We start from the raw sequence: 19325 nt of genomic DNA on the forward strand, positions 1-19325 counted from the left end.
GGGTGATGGCGCAGGGGGCTGCCCAGGACACGTCGTAAGCCCCGCTCCGCGGTCCGGCCCAGCCGCTGGCGGCTGGGCGTTCGGGCGCTTGCGAAGCAGTGCTTCGCAAGCAAAGCGCCCTCACCCCTGGGGGCTCGATGGCGCCTTGCTCGTGTGCGCTGTCCTGCGCACACGGCAAGACCGGGGTTGGGCGTCCTGCCCAACCCGCCCGAAGCATGCCTCGGGCCCATGGCGCCAACGGTCCTGGTCAGCCCCCTGCGCCATCACCAGATGATTTCACGCGAGCGCGGGAAGTAACGGTGGCGAGCAAGTAAAACGAAAACGCCGGGCAGAGCCCGGCGCTTCGCGCCCCGTCTGGTGGAGAGCCCCCCTTTTGTTAAGGGGGGCGCGCCAGCGGCGCGGGGGATAGGTGAAATGCGCGGGCAATTCACCGGAGGTGGATCAGTTCTGAGGAACGTCGTTCCTCAGAACTGGCCGCCGAAGGTGAATTGCAGGCGTTCGATCTTGTCGCCGTCTTCCTTCTTCAGCGGGAACGCGTAGCTGATCGAGATCGGGCCGACCGGAGCACGCCACAACAGGGCGACACCGGAGGACACGCGCAGCTCGTTGGCCTTGAAGTTCTTGGTGCCGTTGTAGACGTTACCGAAGTCGACGAAGGCCGACACGCGGGCCGACGGGCTGTCGAACAGGCGCGGGAAGTAGGCTTCGACCGAACCGACGGTCTTCAGCGAGCCACCCAGCGGCTGGCCTTCCGGGTAACCCTGGGTCACTTCGCGCGGACCGAGGGTGTTGTCCTCGAAGCCGCGTACCGAGTTGGTACCACCGGCGTAGAAGTTCTCGAAGAACGGCAGGCCGCTGGCGGTGACGGTACGGGTTTTGCCGTCGGCGTCGGTGATCGTGCGGGTGTAGTCCTTGCCGTAAGCATCGCCGTAGCCCACTTCGGCGCGGGTGTTGATCACCAGCGACGGCATGATCGGCCAGTACTTGCTGATCTGGTAGTTCAGCTTGTAGTACTCGATGGTCGAACCTGGCAGGGTCGTTTCCAGGCCGACGCGCTGGTAGGTGCCGCGGGTCGGCATGAAGTAATCGTTGCGCGAGTCGCGCGCCCAGCCGAGCTCGGTACGCCAGGCATGGAAGGTGCGCGAACCGACCGCATCGATGTAATCGATGATCGAGGCCGGGGTCGAGCCACGGTAGGTCGTGATCTGGTTGCTGTCGATGCCGAACATCAGCGAGACGGTGTCGGTCTCGGTCAGCGGCACGCCGAACACCACCTGCGCCGAACCATTGGTGCTGTTGTACTGAGCGGTGTTGAAGTCGGAGTAGTCCAGTTCACGCCAGGACAGGTTGTAGCCCAGCGACACGCCGTCATCGGTGAAGTACGGGTTGGTGTAGCTGAAGCCGTAGCGCTGCAGGTAGCTGCTGCGCGAGGCTTCGACCGACACGCGGTTGCCGCCGCCGAGGAAGTTGTTCTGCGACAGCTGCACCGAGGTGGTCATGCCGTAGGACTGCGAATAGCCCAGGCCAAACACGAAGCTGCCGGACGTGGTTTCCTTGACGTTGTAGACGACGTCGACCTGGTCGTTGCTGCCGCTGACGGCCGGGGTTTCCACGTCCACCGATTCGAAGTAGCCCAGGCGCTGCAGGCGGATCTTGGAGCGGTCGATCGCGGCCTGCGAGTACCAGCTGTTCTCGAACTGGCGCATTTCGCGACGCATCACTTCGTCGGAGGTGCGGGTGTTGCCACGGAACAGGATGCGGCGCACCGACACGCGCGGGCCCGGAACGACCTGCATGTTGATGGCCACGGTCTGGTCGGGGCGGTTGGTGGTCGGGATCGGGTTCACCTTGGCGAACGCGTAGCCGATGTTGGACAGCGAGTTGGTGATGGTGTCCGAGCTGAATTCCAGCAGGGCACGCGAGAACGTGTCGCCGGACTTCTGGATCACCATGCGCTCGACGTCCTCCTGCGGGAGGATGGTGTCGCCGCTGACCTTGATCTCGGAGATCTTGTACTGCGCACCCTCGGTCACGCCCGCGGTGAGGAACATGTCGCGCTTGTCGGGGCTGATCGAGACCTGGGTGGAATCGATGCTGAAGTCGACGTAGCCGCGGTCCAGGTACCAGGAGTTGAGCTTTTCCAGGTCGCCGGACAGCTTTTCCTTGGAGTACTGGTCGTCACGGCGGTACCACGACGCCCAGTTGTGCTCCTTGGACTCCCAGGTCTCCAGGATGTCCTTGCTCTCGAACTTCTCGGTGCCGACGAGGTTGACGTGGCGGATCTTGGCCGCCTTGCCTTCCTTGATCGCGATCGCGATGTCCACGCGGTTGCGGTCCAGCGGGCTCACGGTCGGGGTGATCTCGACGGTGTACTTGCCACGGTCGTTGTACTGGCGGCGCAGTTCCTGGGTCACGCGGTCCAGGCTCAGGCGGTCGAAGGTGCCACCCTCGGTCAGGCCGATGTCGGACAGGCCCTTGAGCAGCTGCTCGGACTTGATGTCCTTGTTGCCGGTCACGGTCAGCTTGTTGATCGCCGGGCGTTCCTTGACGGTCACCACCAGGATGCTGCCCTGGCGGTCCAGCTGCACGTCTTCGAAGAAGCCGGTCTTGTACAGGGCGCGGATGGTCTCGCCGACCTTGTTGTCGGTGATCGTCTCGCCACGTTCCACCGGCAGGTAGGTGAACACCGTGCCCGAGCTGATGCGCTGCAGGCCATCGACGCGGATGTCGCTGACAGTGAAGGGCTCGGCTGCCTGGGCCAGGGCGGGAGCGCCGGTGACGGCGGCGAGGGCGAGGGCCAGCAGGCGGCGATTGGGGAGTCGCGTCATGTCACGTCCGGTAGGAAGGTCGATTTCATTGGTGCGGGATGCCGACGCTGTAGACGGCAACAACGTGGAAAAGTTCATCGCGGGACCAGGCCGAGGATGTCGTTGTAGAACGCCAACCCCATCAGCCCGGCCAGCAACGCCAGGCCGATGTATTGGCCGGCGGCGATGGCACGCTCGCTCAGCGGGCTGCCCTTGACCAACTCGATAAGGTAATACAGCAGGTGCCCGCCGTCCAAGATCGGGATCGGCAACAGGTTGATGATGCACAGGCTGAGTGACAGCAGGGCAAGGAACTGCAGGAACCAGTCGAGGCCGCGTTTGGCCGAGACATTGGCCACGCGGGCGATGGTGACGGGCCCGGAAACGTTCTGCAGCGAGGCTTTGCCGGTGACGATGCGGCCCATCATGCCCAGCGAATCGGCGGCAAGCCGGCCGGTTTCACGCACGGCGACGGTCACTGCATCCAGCGGCCCATAGCGCAGCAGGGTGTCGTAGGAGGGGCTGTAGGTGGTGGGGAAGCCGACGCCGATCTGCCAGACCGGGTTGCCCTTGCCATCCTTGCCCTGGCGGGGCGTGACTTCCAGTGCAAGGCGTTCACCGCCTCGCAGGACCTCGATCATGCCAGGGCCTCCGGCACGCCCGAGGGCCTGGATCTCGCCGATCACCTGGTCGACGCTGTCGATGCGCTGGCCGTCGATCGCCACGATCAGGTCGCCCGGCTGCAGCAGCCCGGTGACCACCGAATCGGCGGTGAGCGAGTCGACCAGCGCCGGCTGCAGCCACGACTGCCAATACAGGCCGGCCAGGATCGGCACCCGTCGTTCATCGAAACCGGCGGGCAGCTGCGACAGCGGCAGGGTGCGCACGCGTACCTGGTCCGCGGGGTCGAGTACTTCAAGCGTGACGTCGCGGCGATCCATCGCGGCGGCGGTCAGCGCCATGCTGGCCTCGCCCAGCGTGGCGACCTGGCGGTCATCCACCCGCAGAACGCGGTCACCACTGACCAGGCCGGCACTGGCGGCGATGCCGTCAACCCGGCCGATCGTCGGCGAGTAGTCCTGCTTGCCGATCACGAACATCGCCCACAGCAGCAGGATGCACAGCAGCAGATTGGCGATCGGCCCTGCAGCAACGATGGCGATGCGCTGCCACACGGTCTTGTGGTTGAAGGCCTGGCCGCGCTCGTGGGGATGGACCTCGACCTCGCGCTCGTCGAGGAACTTCACGTAGCCACCCAGCGGGATGGCGGCAACGGCGAACTCGGTACCGTGCTTGTCGCGGCGCGACCACAGCGGGCGGCCGAAGCCGACCGAGAAGCGCAGGATCTTGACCCCACAGAGGCGGCCGACCCAGTAATGCCCGAACTCGTGGAACGTGACCAGCAGCCCGAGGCTGACAATCATCCACCAGACCGATCCGATGAAGTCAGTCATGCAGGCTCACAGTGGCGGGCAGGGGCGGCGGCGTCATGCTGGGCGAGGCGGTCGTTCAGGCGGCGTCGATGGCGTTCAGGGTGAGCTGGCGTGCCCGCTGGTCGGCGGACAACAGGACCTCCAGTGTATCGGCTGCTTGCGTCGGCAGTGTTGAAAGAGCGTTAGCAACCAGCTCCGGGATGGTCAGGAAACCGATCCGGCCCTGAAGAAATGCTGAAACCGCCTCTTCATTGGCGGCGTTCAGCACCGCCGGGGAGGTGCCACCGGCCTGCATCGCCTGCCACGCAAGCGCCAGGCAGGGGAAGGCGTCGGTGTCAGGCGCCTCGAAATCCAGCCGGCCCTGCGCCAGCAGGTCCAGCCCGGCCACGCCTGATTCGATGCGCTGCGGCCAGCCCAGGCCGACCGCCAGGGTGGTGCGCATGTCCGGCAGGCCCATCTGGGCCAGGGTGGAGCCGTCGACGAACTCGACCAGCGAATGCACCAGGCTCTGCGGGTGCACCAGTACCTCGATGCGCTCGCCGGGCACCGCGAACAGGTGATGGGCCTCGATCACTTCAAGGCCCTTGTTCATCAACGTCGCCGAATCGACCGAGATCTTCGGGCCCATCGACCACTTCGGGTGGGCCACGGCCTGGGCCGGGGTGACCTCGGCCAGCTCGGCGCGGCTGCGGCCGCGGAACGGGCCACCCGACGCGGTCAGCAGGATCCGGCGCACGCCGGCGCCGTCGATGCTGGCGTCGCGCGAACGCAGGCACTGGAAGATCGCGCTGTGCTCGCTGTCGATCGGAATGATCTCGGCGCCGGCGCGCTCGGCGGTGCGGGTCAGCAGTTCACCGGCCAGGACCAGCGATTCCTTGTTGGCCAGCAGGATGCGCTTGCCGGCCGCAGCGGCGGCGAGGGTCGAGGACAGCCCTGCAGCACCGACAATGGCTGCGACGACGGTGTCGCAGGCATCGCTTGCTGCCAGCTGGTCCAGTGCGGCATGACCGGCGTGGGCCTCGGTGGACAGCCCGGCATCGCGCAGGCCGTCGCGCAGTTCGGTGAACAGCGCTTCGTCGGCGATGACCGCGTGCGCGGGCTTGTGCTGGCGGCACAGCGCCAGCAGCGCCTGCACCTGGCGGCCGGCGGCCAGCACCGTGGCCTGGTAGCGCTGCGGGTGGCGGGCGATCACGTCCAGCGTGGAGGCACCAATCGAGCCGGTGGCGCCGTATACGGCGACCCGGCGCAGGTCTGCGACAGCATTCATGGTCAGAACCCGAAGATTTCCTTGCCCAGCGCGAACACCGGCACGGCGGCGAGGACGCCGTCGACGCGGTCGAGCACGCCACCATGGCCCGGAATCAGGTTGCCCGAGTCCTTGGCACCGGCGTGGCGCTTGATCAGGCTTTCGAACAGATCACCCAGCACAGACGCGAATACGGCCACCACCGAGGTGATCAGCAGGCCCGGCAGGTGCGCGATGTCGATGCCGGCCAGCCAGCCCAGGCCGAGGGCCACGCCGACACCAGCCAGCAGGCCGCCGAACAGGCCTTCCCAGGTCTTGTTGGGGCTGATCCGCGGCGCCAGCTTGTGCTTGCCGAAGTGACGGCCGGCGAAATAGGCGCCCGAATCGGCTGCCCAGACCAGTGCCAGTGCCGCCAGCAGCCACAGGTGGCCCTGCTTGCCCGGCGGGTCACCGCCGGCGTGGATCAGCACCAGCGCAGCCCAGGCAGGAACGATGGCCAGGGTGCCGGCCAGCATCTTCACGATACGGGAGGGGGCCGTCGGCTGGGCGCCGAAGTTGAAGAAGCGCAGCCAGACCAGCGCCGCCAGCCACCAGGCGACCCCCGCCAATGTGGTGATCTGGAACAGCACCAGCGTGCTGCCATCGGCCCACACCAGCAGCACCATCAACAGCAGGTTCAGCACCAGCAGCACGGTGCGCGCGAGGGTGTCTTCGATGCCGGCCAGCTTGAGCCATTCCCACAGGCCGATCAGCAGTACGGCGGCGGCGGCGGCGGCCAGCCATTGCGTCGGCAGCAGCAGGATCGCGGCAATGGCGACCGGCGCCATGATCAGCGCGGCGAGGACTCGGGTCTTGGTCATGGGCTGGAGGTCTCGGTGGCCAGTGCGGCGATCTGGGCGCTGGTCAGGCCGAAACGACGCTCGCGGCTGCCATAGGCATCCAGCGCCTGCTGCAGCAGGTCGGCATCGAAGTCCGGCCACAGCGCCTCGGTGAACCACAGCTCGGTGTAGGCCAGCTGCCACAGCAGGAAGTTGCTGATGCGGGTGTCGCCACCGGTGCGGATGAACAGATCCGGCGGCGGCAGGTCGGCCAGGGCCACCTGGCTGCCCAGCAGCGATTCGTCGATCTGTTCGGGCAGCAGGCGGCCTGCGGCGACTTCAGCGGCCAGCGCGCGCGCGGCACGGGCGATGTCCTGGCGCCCGCCGTAACTGGCGGCGATCGACAGGGTTAGAGTGGTGTTGTCGGCGGTGCGCTGCTCGGCCAGCTGCATGCGGCTGACCAGTCCGGCACCGAAGCGCTCGCGTTCGCCGATGAAGCGTACGCGCACGCCGCGCCGGTGCAGTTCGTCCACTTCGCGATCGAGCGCGCCAAGGAACAGCTTCATCAGGGCGTCGACTTCTTCCTGCGGCCGGCCCCAGTTCTCGCTGGAAAACGCGAACAGGGTCAGCGCCGGAATGCCCAGTTCAAGGCAGCGCTCGATGGTGCGGTTGACCGCGCGCGCGCCGGCGCGGTGGCCGATCACGCGCGGGCGGCGGCGCTGCTGTGCCCAGCGCCCGTTGCCATCCATGATGATGGCAACGTGGCGGGGCAGGGCGGCCGGCAACGGAGGCGGGACTGAAGGCATCGACTTCAGACCGACAGCAGTTCTTTTTCCTTGTCGGCGACGACCTTGTCGACGTCCTTGATGTTGGCGTCGGTCAGCTTCTGGATGTCGTCTTCGCCGCGCTTCTTTTCGTCTTCGCTGATCGCCTTGTCCTTGACCAGCTTGGCGATTTCCTTGTTCGCGTCCTGACGGATGTTGCGGATCGCGATCTTGGCGCCTTCGCCTTCCTTCTGCACCTGCTTGGCCAGTTCCTTGCGGCGCTCTTCGGTCGGCGGCGGCATGTTGATGCGGATCGCGGTGCCCAGCGTGTTCGGGGTGAACTCGGCGTTGTAGAGACCCTTTTCGATCTCCTTGATCATGCCCTTGTCGAACGGGGTGACCAGCAGCGAGTGCGCGTCGGCATTGGAGATCGAGGCAACCTGGTTCAGCGGGGTGCTGGCATTGCCGTAGGCATTGACCGTCACGCGGTCCAGCAGGGCCGGCGTGGCACGCCCGGTCCGGATGGAGGTGAGGGTGTGCTTCAGAGCGTCGATGCTCTTGGCCATGCGCGTCTGCGCGTTGTTCTTGATGTCGTTGAGCATCGCCCGGTCCTGGATGTATCTGGAATCGGGCGATTATAGGCGAATACGGGACGCTGCCGGGCCTGAATCGGCCCGGTTGTCGCCGCGCGCTCAGGCTCAGGCCGGATCGCGGCCCTGGACGAGGGTGCCGATGTTCTCGCCGTTGAGGATCTTCAGCAGCTCGCCCGGCTGGCCCATGTCGAACACGCGCATCGGCAGGTCGCTGTCGCGGGCCAGTGCGAAGGCGGCGGTATCCATCACTTCCAGGCCGCGGCGGATCACTTCGTCGTAGCTCAGGCTGTCGAAGCGGACCGCATCGCTGTGCTTGTTCGGGTCCTTGTCGTACACGCCGTCGACCTTGGTGGCCTTCAGCAGCAGGTCGGCGCCGATCTCGATCGCGCGCAGGGCGGCACCGGAGTCGGTGGTGAAGAACGGGCTGCCGACGCCGGCGGCGAAGATGACCAGTCGGCCCTTTTCAAGGTGGCGGATGGCGCGGCGGCGGATGTAGTCCTCGCACACGTCGTTGATCTTGATCGCGCTCATCACGCGGGCCTTGGCGCCCAGCTTCTCCAGGGCGTCCTGCATGGCCAGGGCGTTGATGACGGTGGCCAGCATGCCCATCTGGTCGCCGGTGACCCGGTCCATGCCGCCCGCGGCCAGGCCAGCGCCGCGGAAGATGTTGCCGCCGCCGATCACCAGCGCCACTTCGGCACCGGCCTGCTGGGCTTCGATGACCTCACGGGCCAGGCGGTTGATGATCTTCGGGTCGATGCCGTAGTCCTCATCTCCCATCAGCGCCTCCCCGGACAGTTTCAGAAGGATGCGGCGATAGGCGAGCTTGGACATGGGGACCTCGGGTGCGTGGAAATCGCGGGCGATTCTACGCGCATGCGGCGTCAGGCCATAGTGTTTTGTGCACTGCGGCGTAAAATCCCGGCGTTCGCCCCGGTCATCCGGGGCTTCCCGTTCAGCCCAGCTCGGCGCCGGCGGTCGCTGACAGCTCGTCGTGGCCGAGGGCGCCGGGGGAGCGCGCGATCACCCGGTTGCGGCCGAGGTTCTTGGAGCGGTACAGCACGTCGTCGGCGGCGCGCAGCAGGTCCTGCACGTCGGCGAAGCGTTCGTAGCCGCCCTGGGTGGCGACGCCGGCGGAGAAGGTGACGAACAGCGGGCCGCCTTCCAGCTCGGCCATCGGCGTGGCGACGATGTTGGCCAGCACCCGGCGGATCACGTCCAGTGCCACCGTTTCGCTGGTGTTGGGCAGCAGCGCGACGAACTCCTCGCCGCCGAAGCGGGCCACGGTGTCGCTGTTGCGCAGCTGGCCCTGGAGCTTGCCGGCGAAGGCGCGCAGCACTTCGTCGCCGGTCAGGTGGCCGTGGGCGTCATTGATTTTCTTGAAGTCGTCCAGGTCGATGAAGGCCACCGACAGCGGCCAACCCTGGCGCCCGGCGCGCAGGAACTCCTGCTCCAGCACCGCTTCCAGCTGGCGCCGGTTGAGCACGCCGGTGAGGGCGTCACGATGGGCCTGGTCTGCCAGTCGCTTGGCCCGGGCTTCGAATTCGTCGGCGCGGCGACGGGCCTGGTCGGCATCCTGCAGCTCGCGCAGGTTGCGCAGGGTTGCCAGCTCCTGCGCATGGTCGATCAGTTCGCGCACCCGCGAGGGGGAATTCAGGCCGGCCTCGAACAGGCTGGCGATGTCCGGCAGCGCCTCGCTGATGCGGGTCAGGACCTGGTCGAAACGGGCGCTGTCCAGTTCAAGGCGGTCATGCACCTGCTGCAGGGCGCGTTCGCGGGCGGCATCGGCGTCATCATCCAGCCAGATGTCGGCCACCGCGCCGGACAGCTGCACGCAGGCCTGGAACGGCGATTCTGCGGCGTCCAGGTCTTCGCTGTGGCTGATGCTTTCCACCAGGTAGCGCGGCAGGCCCCACTGCTCGGCCACCCAGGCGCCCACCTCGGCGTGACTGCAGCCCAGTTCGTCACGCTCGCGCGCGACCAGATCGATGTTGTCGCGCGCTTCGCGCAGCAACGGCAGGTAGCGCTCCGATTCGGCCTGGGCCAGGCACAGTACGCCCAGGTCCTGCAGCAGGCCGGCCAGCATCAGTTCTTCCAGCCGGCGCAGGCCGCGGGCCTGGCCCAGCTGGCTGGCGGCCAGTGCGCTGAGGATGCTGCGCTTCCAGGCGCGTTGGCGCAGGTCGTGGTCGGCGCCGGCACCGCCGGTCAGTCCCTGAGTGACGGTGAAGCCGAGGGCCAGGCTGATCGTGGCATTCAGCCCGAGCATGGTCAGTGCCTGGCCGAGGTTCTCGATCCGGCGGCGGCTGGCGTACAGCGGCGAATTGGCGATGCGCAGCATGCGAGCACTCAGCGCCATGTCGATGGCGATGATGTCGGCGGCGGTGGCGATATCCGCTTCCGGGTCCTGTGCCAGTTCGATGATGCGCAGGGCAATACCGGGTGGCGAGGGCAGGTTGCGGCAGAGCGCCAGGGCAGCTGTCAGCTCGGGAGGCATGTCGGGTCGTTCAATTCCATTGGGACAAGAATACCTAGGAATGCATCACAGTCCGCGATTTTCGTTCCTGCTAAATGACTGTTGATTCCCTGTGCCGAGTATCGGCTTGATTCGCGCGCAACGCAAAGGTGCCGGTGTGCCCGGCGCCGGCGTGCGCACCGAGCGTGCGCACCCACGGTTGGAGCATGGGCCTCCCATTGTCCCGGGCATAAAAAAAGAGCCGCGGTTTCCCGCGGCTCCTTCTGGTCGTTTCACGGCCCGAGGGCTGGAATCAGACCTGCATCGCCTTGGCAACTTCGGCGGCGTAGTCTTCCACCACCTTCTCGATGCCTTCGCCGACGATCAGCAGCTGGAAGCCGGCCACGTCGGCACCGGCGGCCTTGACCACCTGCTCGACAGTGGTGTCGCCCAGCACGTAGGTCTGGCCGTACAGGGTCACGTCGCTGACGATCTTGTTGATCTTGCCGCTGATGATCTTTTCCAGGATCTCGGCCGGCTTGGCCTTGTCCTTTTCGGACATCTTGGCCAGCTCGATTTCCTTTTCCTTCTCGACGAACTCGGCCGGGACGTCCGCAGCCTTGTTGTGCGGCGGCTTCAGGGCAGCCACGTGCATGGCCAGGCCACGGGCCAGCTCGACGTCGCCGCCGACCAGGTCGACCAGCACGCCAACCTTGCCGTTGGTGTGGACGTAGGCGCCGATGGTGTTGTTGCCATCAACCTTCACCATGCGACGGATCTGGATGTTCTCACCCAGGGTCTGCACGGCGGTGGCGCGGGCTTCTTCAACGGTGCGGCCATCGGCCAGCTTGGCAGCCTTCACGGCTTCGACGTCGCTGGCGCCCGATGCCAGGGCGGCAGCGGCGACGGCGTTGACGAAGGACTTGAAGTTGTCATCGTTGGCGACGAAGTCGGTTTCCGAGTTGACTTCGACCAGCACGGCCTTGCCGCCGTCCTGGGCCAGGCCCAGACGGCCTTCGGCGGCCACGCGGTCAGCCTTCTTGTCGGCCTTGGCGGCGCCGGACTTGCGCATGGCTTCAGCAGCAGCGTCGATGTCGCCGTTGGCTTCAGTGAGCGCCTTCTTGCATTCCATCATGCCGGCGCCGGTGCGCTCGCGCAGTTCCTTGACCAGGGAAGCAGTGATTTCCACGGGATTACCTCACGAAAGAAAGGGGTAGGGCCGGCATGGTGGCCGGCCCGTGTGACACGGTCCTGTCACGCGCCAAGGGCTGCGCGCAGGGAGGGTGGACGCCGGGCGTCCACCCCGGGGCCTGGATCAGGCCTGGGCGTCGTCGCCCTTCTTGGCAGCCTTCTTGGCCGGAGCGCGGCGGGCCGGCTTCTCTTCGCCTTCGGCAGCGGCTTCAGCGAACTCTTCCTCGCGCACCGAAGCGGCGTGCGGGGCAGCGGCCTTGCCTTCCAGCACGGCATCGGCAGCGGCGCGGGCGTACAGCTGCACAGCGCGGATGGCGTCGTCGTTGCCCGGGATGGCGTAGTCCACCAGTTCCGGGTTGTAGTTGGTGTCGACCACGGCGATGACCGGGATGCCCAGCTTCTTGGCTTCCTTGATCGCGATGTCTTCGTGGCCGATGTCGATCACGAAGATGGCGTCCGGCAGACGGTTCATGTCCTTGATGCCGCCCAGCGAGGCTTCCAGCTTGTCGCGCTCGCGACGCAGGCCCAGCACTTCGTGCTTGACCAGCTTCTCGAAGGTGCCGTCGGTTTCACCGGCTTCCAGTTCCTTCAGGCGGGCAACCGACTGCTTGACGGTACGGAAGTTGGTCAGGGTGCCGCCCAGCCAACGCTGGTTCATGAACGGCATGCCGCAACGCTCGGCTTCTTCCTTGATGGTTTCGCGGGCGCTGCGCTTGGTGCCCAGGAACAGGACGGTGCCGCGCTTCTGGGCCACCGACGAGATGAAGTTCATCGCGTCGTTGAACAGCGGGACGGTCTTTTCCAGGTTGATGATGTGGATCTTGCCGCGGGCGCCGAAGATGTACGGAGCCATCTTCGGGTTCCAGTAGCGGGTCTGGTGGCCGAAGTGGACGCCGGCTTCCAGCATCTGACGCATGGTGACCTGGGGCATTGCAATACTCCTGATATGGAACCAGCGATTCCGCCCGCGGGGATAGGTATGCGGGACGCGTGGAAGCGCGATCGGTTCCGGGGTTGGGCTTCCCTGTTGCCTCCGTGGCCGAACTCCTTGCGGAGCACCCCGGCACGGATGGGGGCAGCAGGTGTGGATTCACCGGTGACGTCCGGTGTGGACGGGCTCCCGCGCACGCAGGCGGCAGGAATCCGGTCGATTATAGCCCGCTCGGTGCGCTGGCTGCAATTGCCGGGTCTGGAGCGACCAGATCGACCACGCGGCCATCCTGCAGCAGGGCCTGGAAATGACCGCCGGCGTAGCCATCAGGGTGGGCGGGCAGGGCCCAGCGGCGCTCACGGCCGGCCAGCAGATAGCCGGCAAGCCCCGGCAGCAGCAGGGTGCGTCGGCCGTCGCTGGCGATGTAGGCGAGATCGTTCAGGCGTGCGTGCAGGGTACCGGCGTTGTTCATTCGCAGGACGGTATGCGACTGGCCAGGTTCAATCCATGCATGCAGCCGCGGCTGGGTCATTGGTGTGGCGTGCCCGCGGAACAACGGCAGCGAATAACGCTGCAGGCCTGGCGTGGTGGGGGCCAGGACGATCCGATAGGCCTGTTCACCGACAGCGGGTGCCGGCTGGCGTGGCAGCAGCCAGATGCGCTGGCGGATGCCGGGCGGGATGTCGAGCTGGGTCGGGCTGGCGACAACCTGGTCGGTGGGACGCAGCACTTCGGCGTCGGTCTGCTGTTCCCACGCCATGATCTGCACCCGGCCCTGCCAGCGGCCGGGACCGGGGTTGTAGAGCCACAGTTCGCCCTGGCCACCTTCGGCGGGCAGTTGCAGTGTGGTCGGCAACAGGTCCAGTGCCGCGGCAGGCAACGCCAGCAGCATCGCCAGCAGAGTCAGAAGTGCCCGCATCAGTAGATGACGGTCACGGCGGACGTCGAGTCTTCGTCGTCGGCGGGAGGTGCGAGCTCGCGGACCTGGGGAGGCAGTTGCGGTGCGTCGCTGCGCTGGTGGGGGGCGGGGCAGTGGGCGCTGCCGGGATCATCGCGGCAGGCTTCGACCACGGTCAGGCGAATCTGCAGCGGCGCGGGACTGGGTTCAGCCCACGCCGGCGTGCTGGCGACCAGCATCGCCCCGATCAGAATTGCGCGAACCACCTGCCAACCACCGTGCTGAAAGATATCGCTGCGCGGTATCGGCTGGATCGGCCGAATCTGTAGAACTGTCAGTCGGCTGCTCCTGGCGCAGGCGTGATGCGCGCATCCACGCATGGCGTGGATCTACGGAAACCCGCCCCGGTGGGCGTCGATCGTCCGAAACCTGCCTGGTGGGTGCCGACCGTTGGTCGGCACGCAGGTCAATAGGTGATCGTCACCTGCACCACATCGTTGTAGGTGCCGGCCGGTGGTTGGCCGGTGACCGGCGGCACCCGGCCATAGATTGTCAGCTGCTGCGCGCTGCCAGTGCCGGTACCGCTGGCGGTATCGACGGTCAGCGTGTTGCCCCAGCGCTGGGTGCGTGTGGAATCGCGGTACAGCTCGTAGGTGAGGTAGTAGGTGCTGGCGCCGATGGTGGTGGCCATGCGCCGCGTGCTGGTGGCGGTGGGGTTGTTCTGGCCGTTGTTGAGGCTGACCTGGTAGGCCGTGTTCTTAAGGCATGTCAGGGTCAAGGTGGCGGTCTGGTCGATGTTGGCGGGAATGCTGCCGGTGACGTTGCCGAAGTTCATGTTGGTGGTGACATAGCTTCCGCACTGCGGCAACACGTTGGCGGTGGCGGTAAAGCTGAAGGCGGCACTGGCGCTGTTGGTACCGGTGGCGCCGCCGTTGCAGGTGGCGGGCACGGTGGCCGTGCCGAGCAGCACTTCGTTCCAGGCCCAGGTCAGCACCACGTTCGCACCGCTGAACGTACTGCTGTAGGCGCCCGACGCCAGGATCTGGTTGGCCGGGATCTGCGCGAACAGCTGGGTCGACTGCGCACCGCTGCCACCGGTCAGCAACGGCACGCTGTAGGTCATGGCCAGTTCCTGTGCCGGCGGCGTGCCACGCGGGGTCAGCCCGGTTACCTGGCTGAAGTTGGAGGTGTTGTAGAGCTGGAAATTCATGCTGTCGCTGGCGCTGGTCTTCATCGTGCGCCAGCTGGAGCTGCTGCCGCCGCCGCTGCCGGCGCCGATGCCCACGCAGACCCGCACGCCGGTGGTGGCCAGCAGGCTCAACGCAGCGGTGGTGCAGGACACCGTGATGTTGAGCGTGCCGGTGGTTGCGCCTGGCGCATTGCTGTTCACGTTGCCGAACGGCAGCGTCGGATCGGCGATGGCGGTGCAGACCGCGGTGGCACGTGCCGGTGCCGCCGCCAGCAGGCCGGCTATCAGCAGCAATCCGAGCAGCAGCACCTTCATGGCGCCACCTCCGGAATGCACTGCAGCGGCGCCGGTTTGGGGCGTGCACCGGTGGCCACCACCTTGGGCAGGTCCGGCACCTTCACCCGGCACTGGCCGCGGCTGGTGGTGATGTACAGCACGCTGCCGGCGGCCACGTCTTCCAGGTACAGCAGGCCGTCATAGCCCACCAGCGCCTGGCGCCCGTCCGGCAGCTGCACCTCGCTGCCGACCTCCAGCGGTTGCCCGTCCATGCCGTGCAGGGTCAGGCTCAGCGAGGGCCGCGAGCGCAGTGCGAAGGTCACGTGGGTGCCGGCGCGCTGGCGTGGTGTCACCCAGTCTTCGATGCGGTCGGCGCGCATGTCCTCGGGCAGGTCCAGGGTATCGATGGAGACGCGGTTGCGCTGCCAGGACAGCAACGGGCTGACCAGCAGCAGGCCGCGATCATCGGTCACGCCGATCAGCCGGTTTTCCAGCCGCACCGGCACGCCACCGATACCATTGGTGCTGATCACCGCGAATGCATCGGAGACCTCGCGGGTGGCGAAGGCATGCCCGCCCATCCACACCAGGCTGCCACTGGCGCTGGCGTAGGCGTAGTTCAGGCCGCCCTGGCGCGAGGCGCCGAATGAGTAGCGACCGATAGCATTGAGGATGCCGACTTCGGCGAGGCCACCATTGCCATCCTCGCCATGGCGCACCTGCGCACGCCAACCGACGCCGCCGGCGCTGCCGTCGCCGGGCACCGGCTGGGTGACATCGGCCACCCAGCTCTGGCTGTCGCCATTGCGCTGGCTGGACAGGCTGGCCTGGCGGTTGTTGCCCAGGCTGGCGGTGACCGACAGGTAGATGCTGCGGTCATCGCTCTTGTCCAGGTTCTGGTTCACCGACAGGTAAGCCGACCAGCGCTGGCTCCAGGTGCGCGACCAGAAGAGGCTGGCGTAGCGGTTGTCCTCGCCGTCGGGATAGCGCAGGCGCAGGTAGCTGGCGCTGAGTGTGCCCAGCCGCAGCAGATCGGCGCCGACCGTGGCCTGTTCGCTGATGCTCGGCGGCAGGTTGCCCTGCAGTGCGCCCAGGTCGCGGTAATCACCATGGCTGCGCACGGTGCGCAGATTGAAGTTGAGCCGGCGGTTGTTCCAGCTGTAGCCCAGTGCCCATTGCCCGCCCTGCAGGCCGTGATAGTCACTGTGCGCATAGGCGGCGTTGAACACGCCCGCGCCGCCGAGCAGCCACCAGCCGCCGATGCCGGCCTGGGCCAGGCCGCCGCCGCCTTCGGCATGTGCTTCGCCGGTGAAGGCGTCGCTGACGCCGCCGCGCCAGCTGGCACTGGCCACGGTGCGATCGTCGTAGGCGAAGGAGCGCTGGCCGAAATCCTCACGCAGGCGGCCAACACCGACCGACCAGTCCGACAGGCCCTTGGCAAGCAGTTGCTGGGTGCCGTAGAAGCTGAAATCCAGCGTCTGCATGCGGCCGAACGCATCGGTCACCACCACCTGCGCACTGCCGGTGCCGCTGATGCCGGGTTGCGCGGCCAGCTGGAATGGACCGACCGGCACCTGCCCGCTGTACTGGCGCAGCCCATCGACGTACAGCTCGACCGTGGACGGCACCACCGCCTGTCCGAGGAAGCTGGGGGTGGGCGTGAGCACACGGTAGGGCTGCAGGCCGTAGTTGCGGCCGATCTGCAGGCCGCCCATGCGCACGGGCCGGGTCCAGTCGACGAAACCACTGTAGAAGTCGCCGACGTCCAGGGTCATCGCCCTGTCGGGGAAGTCCAGGCTCCACCGGGTGTCCAGGCGCACGCTCTCGCCACGCCAGCGGCGGTCACCGGATTGCTGGTAGCGGCGGCTGATCGCGGTGTTTTCGAAGGTGCCGTTGCCGATCCCGAAAAGGCGCAGCTCCGAGCTGAGGCTGAGGTTGCCGAGTGTGTCGACCCGGCTGCCATACACGTCGTAGTTCAGCAGCAGGCCGGGCGAGGCGCTTCCGGCCAGCGCGCGGGTCTGTGGCTGGCTGAGCACGGTGGTCGGCAGGGTCAACTGGTCCAGTGGCACGTCCAGGGCCAGGGTCTGCATATGCGCGTCGTAGCGCACCACGGCCCCGCTGATCTGGTCCAGATAGACCGGCGCATCGCCGCGGGCGCTGAAGCCGAGCTGGCGCAGCACTTCCGGACTGGCCTGCAGCCGGCCATGGTTTTCGGTGAACGGCAGCAGGCCGCGCGGCGTGCTGTTGAGCGAGACGTCCAGGTACAGCGTCTGGCTGGCGGTCAGGGGCGTGGGGGCAGGCAGGATCGCATCGGCCGACACCCCGGAGACATCCGCAGCCCCGGCAGCAGCCATGCCGGGCACATCGGCGGCCTCGGTCGCCGCAGGAGCCAGGGCAGCCAACAGCGCGCCCATCAACGCCTCAGCGAGCCGGTGGTGGCGACAGCGGCGTCTGTTCCGACTCGCCATTGAGCTTGGCCGTGATCTGGTCGTTGTCGCGGTCGATGGCCGTGCGCTCGATCGGCCAGCGCATCACCTGCCCGGGCAGTACATACCCCAGCAGGCCGGGGTGCACGATGCGCGGACGCTGGACGCTGCCCAGTGCGAGGTCGGCGATCTGTGCATAGCTGTTGCCGGTGTTGGCCACCTCCACGCCGTTGCGTCCGTCCTCCAGCCGGACCAGGCTGGCCTGCAGGCGCGGCGCCAGCTTGCCGCCCGAGGGTTGCACGAACACCGGAATCGAATAGCGCAGCACGAACTGCATGCCGTTGGCACGGGTCGCCAGATCAGGCACCTCGTCGACGATCAGCCGGTAGTACTGCTGTGCCGCAGGCGGTTCGTGGTTCGGGCGCATCACCCGTACCAGCTGCTGCTGGCCAGCGCCCAGTTCCTGCATCGGCGGGGTGGCCAGCAGTTCATCAGTGGGCAGCAGTTGTTCCTGGCCATCCTGCTGCACCCAGCGGAAGACCCGCACCTGCAGCCTGACCGGCGAGGTACCACTGTTGGTCAGCCACAGTTCGCCGGCACGCTGGCGGGCCTCAAGCTGGAGGCTGGTGGGGGCGACCTGGAGGCTGGTGGCACTGGCAGCGGCGGTGGCCAGCAGGAAAAGGGCGAGCAGCGCCACGCCGGTGGCGCGCCACGGGCGGGGTCCGGCCATGCGGGCGTGCTCCATCAATAGGTGATCGTGGCGGTGACCGTATCCAGGTAGTTACCGGTGGCCGGGTTGTTGGTACTCAGGTTCAGGATCTGGCCGTAGACGATGTAGGGCACGGCCAGGCCGGTGCCGATGCCGGCCTGGGTGTTGGTGCCTGAGGTGGCACCCCAGACCAGGGTATGCGCGGCGTCCTGGTAGAGCTGGTAGCCGACGAAGTTGTTGGCGGTCACCGCGGCATTGGTGTTCTTCATCCGGCGGGTGGTGACGTCGTTGGCGGTGCTGGCATTGGCGCCCGCGTTCAGCGAAATCGTGTACGGGGTCAGGGCCGAGCACTGGGCGGTCACCGTACCCTGGCCCAGGGTGGGGGTCGCCGTGGTCGAGGCCGCCGTGCCGAAGTCAACGTTGGTGGCGGCCGCTGCCGTGATCGTGCAGGCCTTGGTGACCACCAGGGTGACGTTGAAGGTCGTGGTATCGGCCGCCAGTGCGGGGCCGGCCAGCAACAGTCCGGTCAGGGCCCAGGCGAGCGGTGAGCGGAGCGTGGATCGCATGGACAACCTCCCTGACCCGAAGGTCTGTTGAACAAGGCGAAGGCGGCGCATTCGGGGCCGCTTTGACGACAGTCATGGCCAGCTTGTGGGGGTAAGTGTCTGTAATCCGTGATAAATAGGCATGCGAAAGGGTGGAGGTCGTCACGCTTTCACTTTCCTTGCCGGAACCGTGCATGCCCCGGATCGCCAGTTGGGTGGCGTTCGTTCAGATTGCAGCCGGATCGGCGATAATGGGCGCCATGAGCGTGAATCTGAAAACCCCGCAGGAAATCGAGATGATGCGCATCGCCGGCCGCCTGGCCAGCGAAGTGCTCGACATCGTCACCCCCCACGTCAAGCCCGGTGTCACCACCGAGGAGCTGGACCGCATCTGCCACGACCACATCGTGAACGTGCAGGGCGCGATTCCGGCCAACGTCGGCTACCGCGGCTTCCCGAAGACCGTGTGCACCTCGGTCAACAACGTCATCTGCCACGGCATTCCCAGCGAAGGGAAGGTGCTCAAGGATGGCGACATCATCAATATCGACGTTACCGTCATCAAGGACGGCTGGCACGGCGACACCAGCCGCATGTACTTCGTCGGCACCCCGTCGGTAATGGCCCGCCGTCTGGTGGAAACCACCTACGAAGCCATGTGGCGCGGCATCCGTGCGGTGCGTCCGGGCGCAACCCTGGGTGACATCGGCCATGCCATCCAGAGCTATGCCGAAGGCGAGCGTTTCAGCGTGGTGCGCGAGTACTGCGGCCACGGCATCGGCAAGGTCTACCACGACGAGCCGCAGGTGGTGCATTACGGCCGCCCGGGCCAGGGCCTGGTGCTGCAGCCCGGCATGACCTTCACCATCGAGCCGATGATCAACGAGGGCACCCGCTACAACAAGGTGCTGCCGGATGGCTGGACCGTGGTGACCAAGGACCGCAAGCTGTCGGCGCAGTGGGAGCACATGATCGCGGTCACCGAGACCGGCGTCGACGTGCTGACCCTGTCGCCGGGCGAGTCGCAGGTCTCCTGAGGATGCTGCC

17 protein-coding genes are annotated in these 19325 nt (G+C 66.8%); 1 reads left to right on the forward strand and 16 read right to left on the reverse strand.

Annotation, left to right across the window (positions count from 1 at the left end):
* Window positions 1–464: 464 nt before the first annotated feature.
* From bamA to ACZK4H_RS06865, 16 genes are all read right to left on the reverse strand, one after another.
* Window positions 465–2828, reverse strand: coding sequence for an outer membrane protein assembly factor BamA (gene bamA, locus ACZK4H_RS06790; protein WP_099551347.1), 2364 nt, complete (start codon window positions 2826–2828; stop codon window positions 465–467).
* 74 nt (window positions 2829–2902) lie between these two features.
* A complete protein-coding gene (gene rseP, locus ACZK4H_RS06795) occupies window positions 2903–4261 on the reverse strand; it encodes an RIP metalloprotease RseP (RefSeq protein ID WP_099551346.1) in 1359 nt (452 codons plus the stop codon).
* A gap of 55 nt (window positions 4262–4316) precedes the next feature.
* Complete coding sequence (locus ACZK4H_RS06800; RefSeq protein ID WP_099551345.1) at window positions 4317–5507, reverse strand: 1-deoxy-D-xylulose-5-phosphate reductoisomerase; 1191 nt, start codon at window positions 5505–5507, stop codon at window positions 4317–4319.
* Window positions 5508–5509: 2 nt separating this feature from the next.
* Window positions 5510–6346 (reverse strand): phosphatidate cytidylyltransferase, encoded by an 837-nt coding sequence (locus ACZK4H_RS06805; RefSeq protein ID WP_099551344.1) that lies wholly within the window; start codon window positions 6344–6346, stop codon window positions 5510–5512.
* On the reverse strand, window positions 6343–7110 hold the full coding sequence (gene uppS / locus ACZK4H_RS06810; RefSeq protein ID WP_099551343.1) for a polyprenyl diphosphate synthase: 768 nt from the start codon (window positions 7108–7110) through the stop codon (window positions 6343–6345). Before uppS ends, ACZK4H_RS06805 begins: the two co-directional genes overlap by 4 nt.
* Before the next feature lie 5 nt (window positions 7111–7115).
* Window positions 7116–7670, reverse strand: coding sequence for a ribosome recycling factor (gene frr / locus ACZK4H_RS06815; protein ID WP_049427358.1), 555 nt, complete (start codon window positions 7668–7670; stop codon window positions 7116–7118).
* A gap of 96 nt (window positions 7671–7766) precedes the next feature.
* A complete protein-coding gene (gene pyrH / locus ACZK4H_RS06820) occupies window positions 7767–8495 on the reverse strand; it encodes a UMP kinase (RefSeq protein WP_005408745.1) in 729 nt (242 codons plus the stop codon).
* Between the two features lie 121 nt (window positions 8496–8616).
* Window positions 8617–10155 (reverse strand): GGDEF domain-containing protein, encoded by a 1539-nt coding sequence (locus ACZK4H_RS06825; RefSeq protein ID WP_099551342.1) that lies wholly within the window; start codon window positions 10153–10155, stop codon window positions 8617–8619.
* A gap of 271 nt (window positions 10156–10426) precedes the next feature.
* On the reverse strand, window positions 10427–11302 hold the full coding sequence (gene tsf, locus ACZK4H_RS06830) for a translation elongation factor Ts (protein ID WP_099551341.1): 876 nt from the start codon (window positions 11300–11302) through the stop codon (window positions 10427–10429).
* 126 nt (window positions 11303–11428) lie between these two features.
* Window positions 11429–12235 (reverse strand): 30S ribosomal protein S2, encoded by an 807-nt coding sequence (gene rpsB / locus ACZK4H_RS06835; RefSeq protein ID WP_005408748.1) that lies wholly within the window; start codon window positions 12233–12235, stop codon window positions 11429–11431.
* Between the two features lie 220 nt (window positions 12236–12455).
* Entirely contained in the window at window positions 12456–13154 is a 699-nt protein-coding gene (locus ACZK4H_RS06840; protein ID WP_164145925.1) for a fimbrial biogenesis chaperone, read from the reverse strand.
* A complete protein-coding gene (locus ACZK4H_RS06845) occupies window positions 13154–13372 on the reverse strand; it encodes a hypothetical protein (protein WP_185959189.1) in 219 nt (72 codons plus the stop codon). The genes ACZK4H_RS06840 and ACZK4H_RS06845 overlap by 1 nt, the downstream gene beginning before the upstream one ends.
* Window positions 13373–13599: 227 nt before the next feature.
* The gene (locus tag ACZK4H_RS06850; protein ID WP_099551067.1) at window positions 13600–14637 is read right to left on the reverse strand and encodes a Csu type fimbrial protein; all 1038 of its coding nucleotides are present in this window, start codon (window positions 14635–14637) and stop codon (window positions 13600–13602) included.
* Window positions 14634–17012 carry a fimbria/pilus outer membrane usher protein gene (locus ACZK4H_RS06855; protein ID WP_099551068.1) on the reverse strand — a complete coding sequence of 793 codons (2379 nt, stop codon included), beginning with the start codon at window positions 17010–17012 and terminating at the stop codon, window positions 14634–14636. The genes ACZK4H_RS06850 and ACZK4H_RS06855 overlap by 4 nt, the downstream gene beginning before the upstream one ends.
* A 7-nt stretch (window positions 17013–17019) precedes the next feature.
* Window positions 17020–17769, reverse strand: coding sequence for a fimbrial biogenesis chaperone (locus tag ACZK4H_RS06860; protein WP_099551069.1), 750 nt, complete (start codon window positions 17767–17769; stop codon window positions 17020–17022).
* A complete protein-coding gene (locus ACZK4H_RS06865; protein WP_099551070.1) occupies window positions 17769–18299 on the reverse strand; it encodes a Csu type fimbrial protein in 531 nt (176 codons plus the stop codon). Before ACZK4H_RS06865 ends, ACZK4H_RS06860 begins: the two co-directional genes overlap by 1 nt.
* 173 nt (window positions 18300–18472) lie before the next feature.
* Here ACZK4H_RS06865 and map point away from each other — a divergent pair, with 173 nt between their 5' ends.
* Window positions 18473–19315: a type I methionyl aminopeptidase gene (map, locus tag ACZK4H_RS06870; RefSeq protein ID WP_005408754.1), complete on the forward strand. Its 843-nt coding sequence runs from the start codon at window positions 18473–18475 to the stop codon at window positions 19313–19315.
* The last annotated feature ends 10 nt before the right edge of the window (window positions 19316–19325 follow it).

Source organism: Stenotrophomonas sp. 78350_Sma (genome assembly GCF_056482105.1).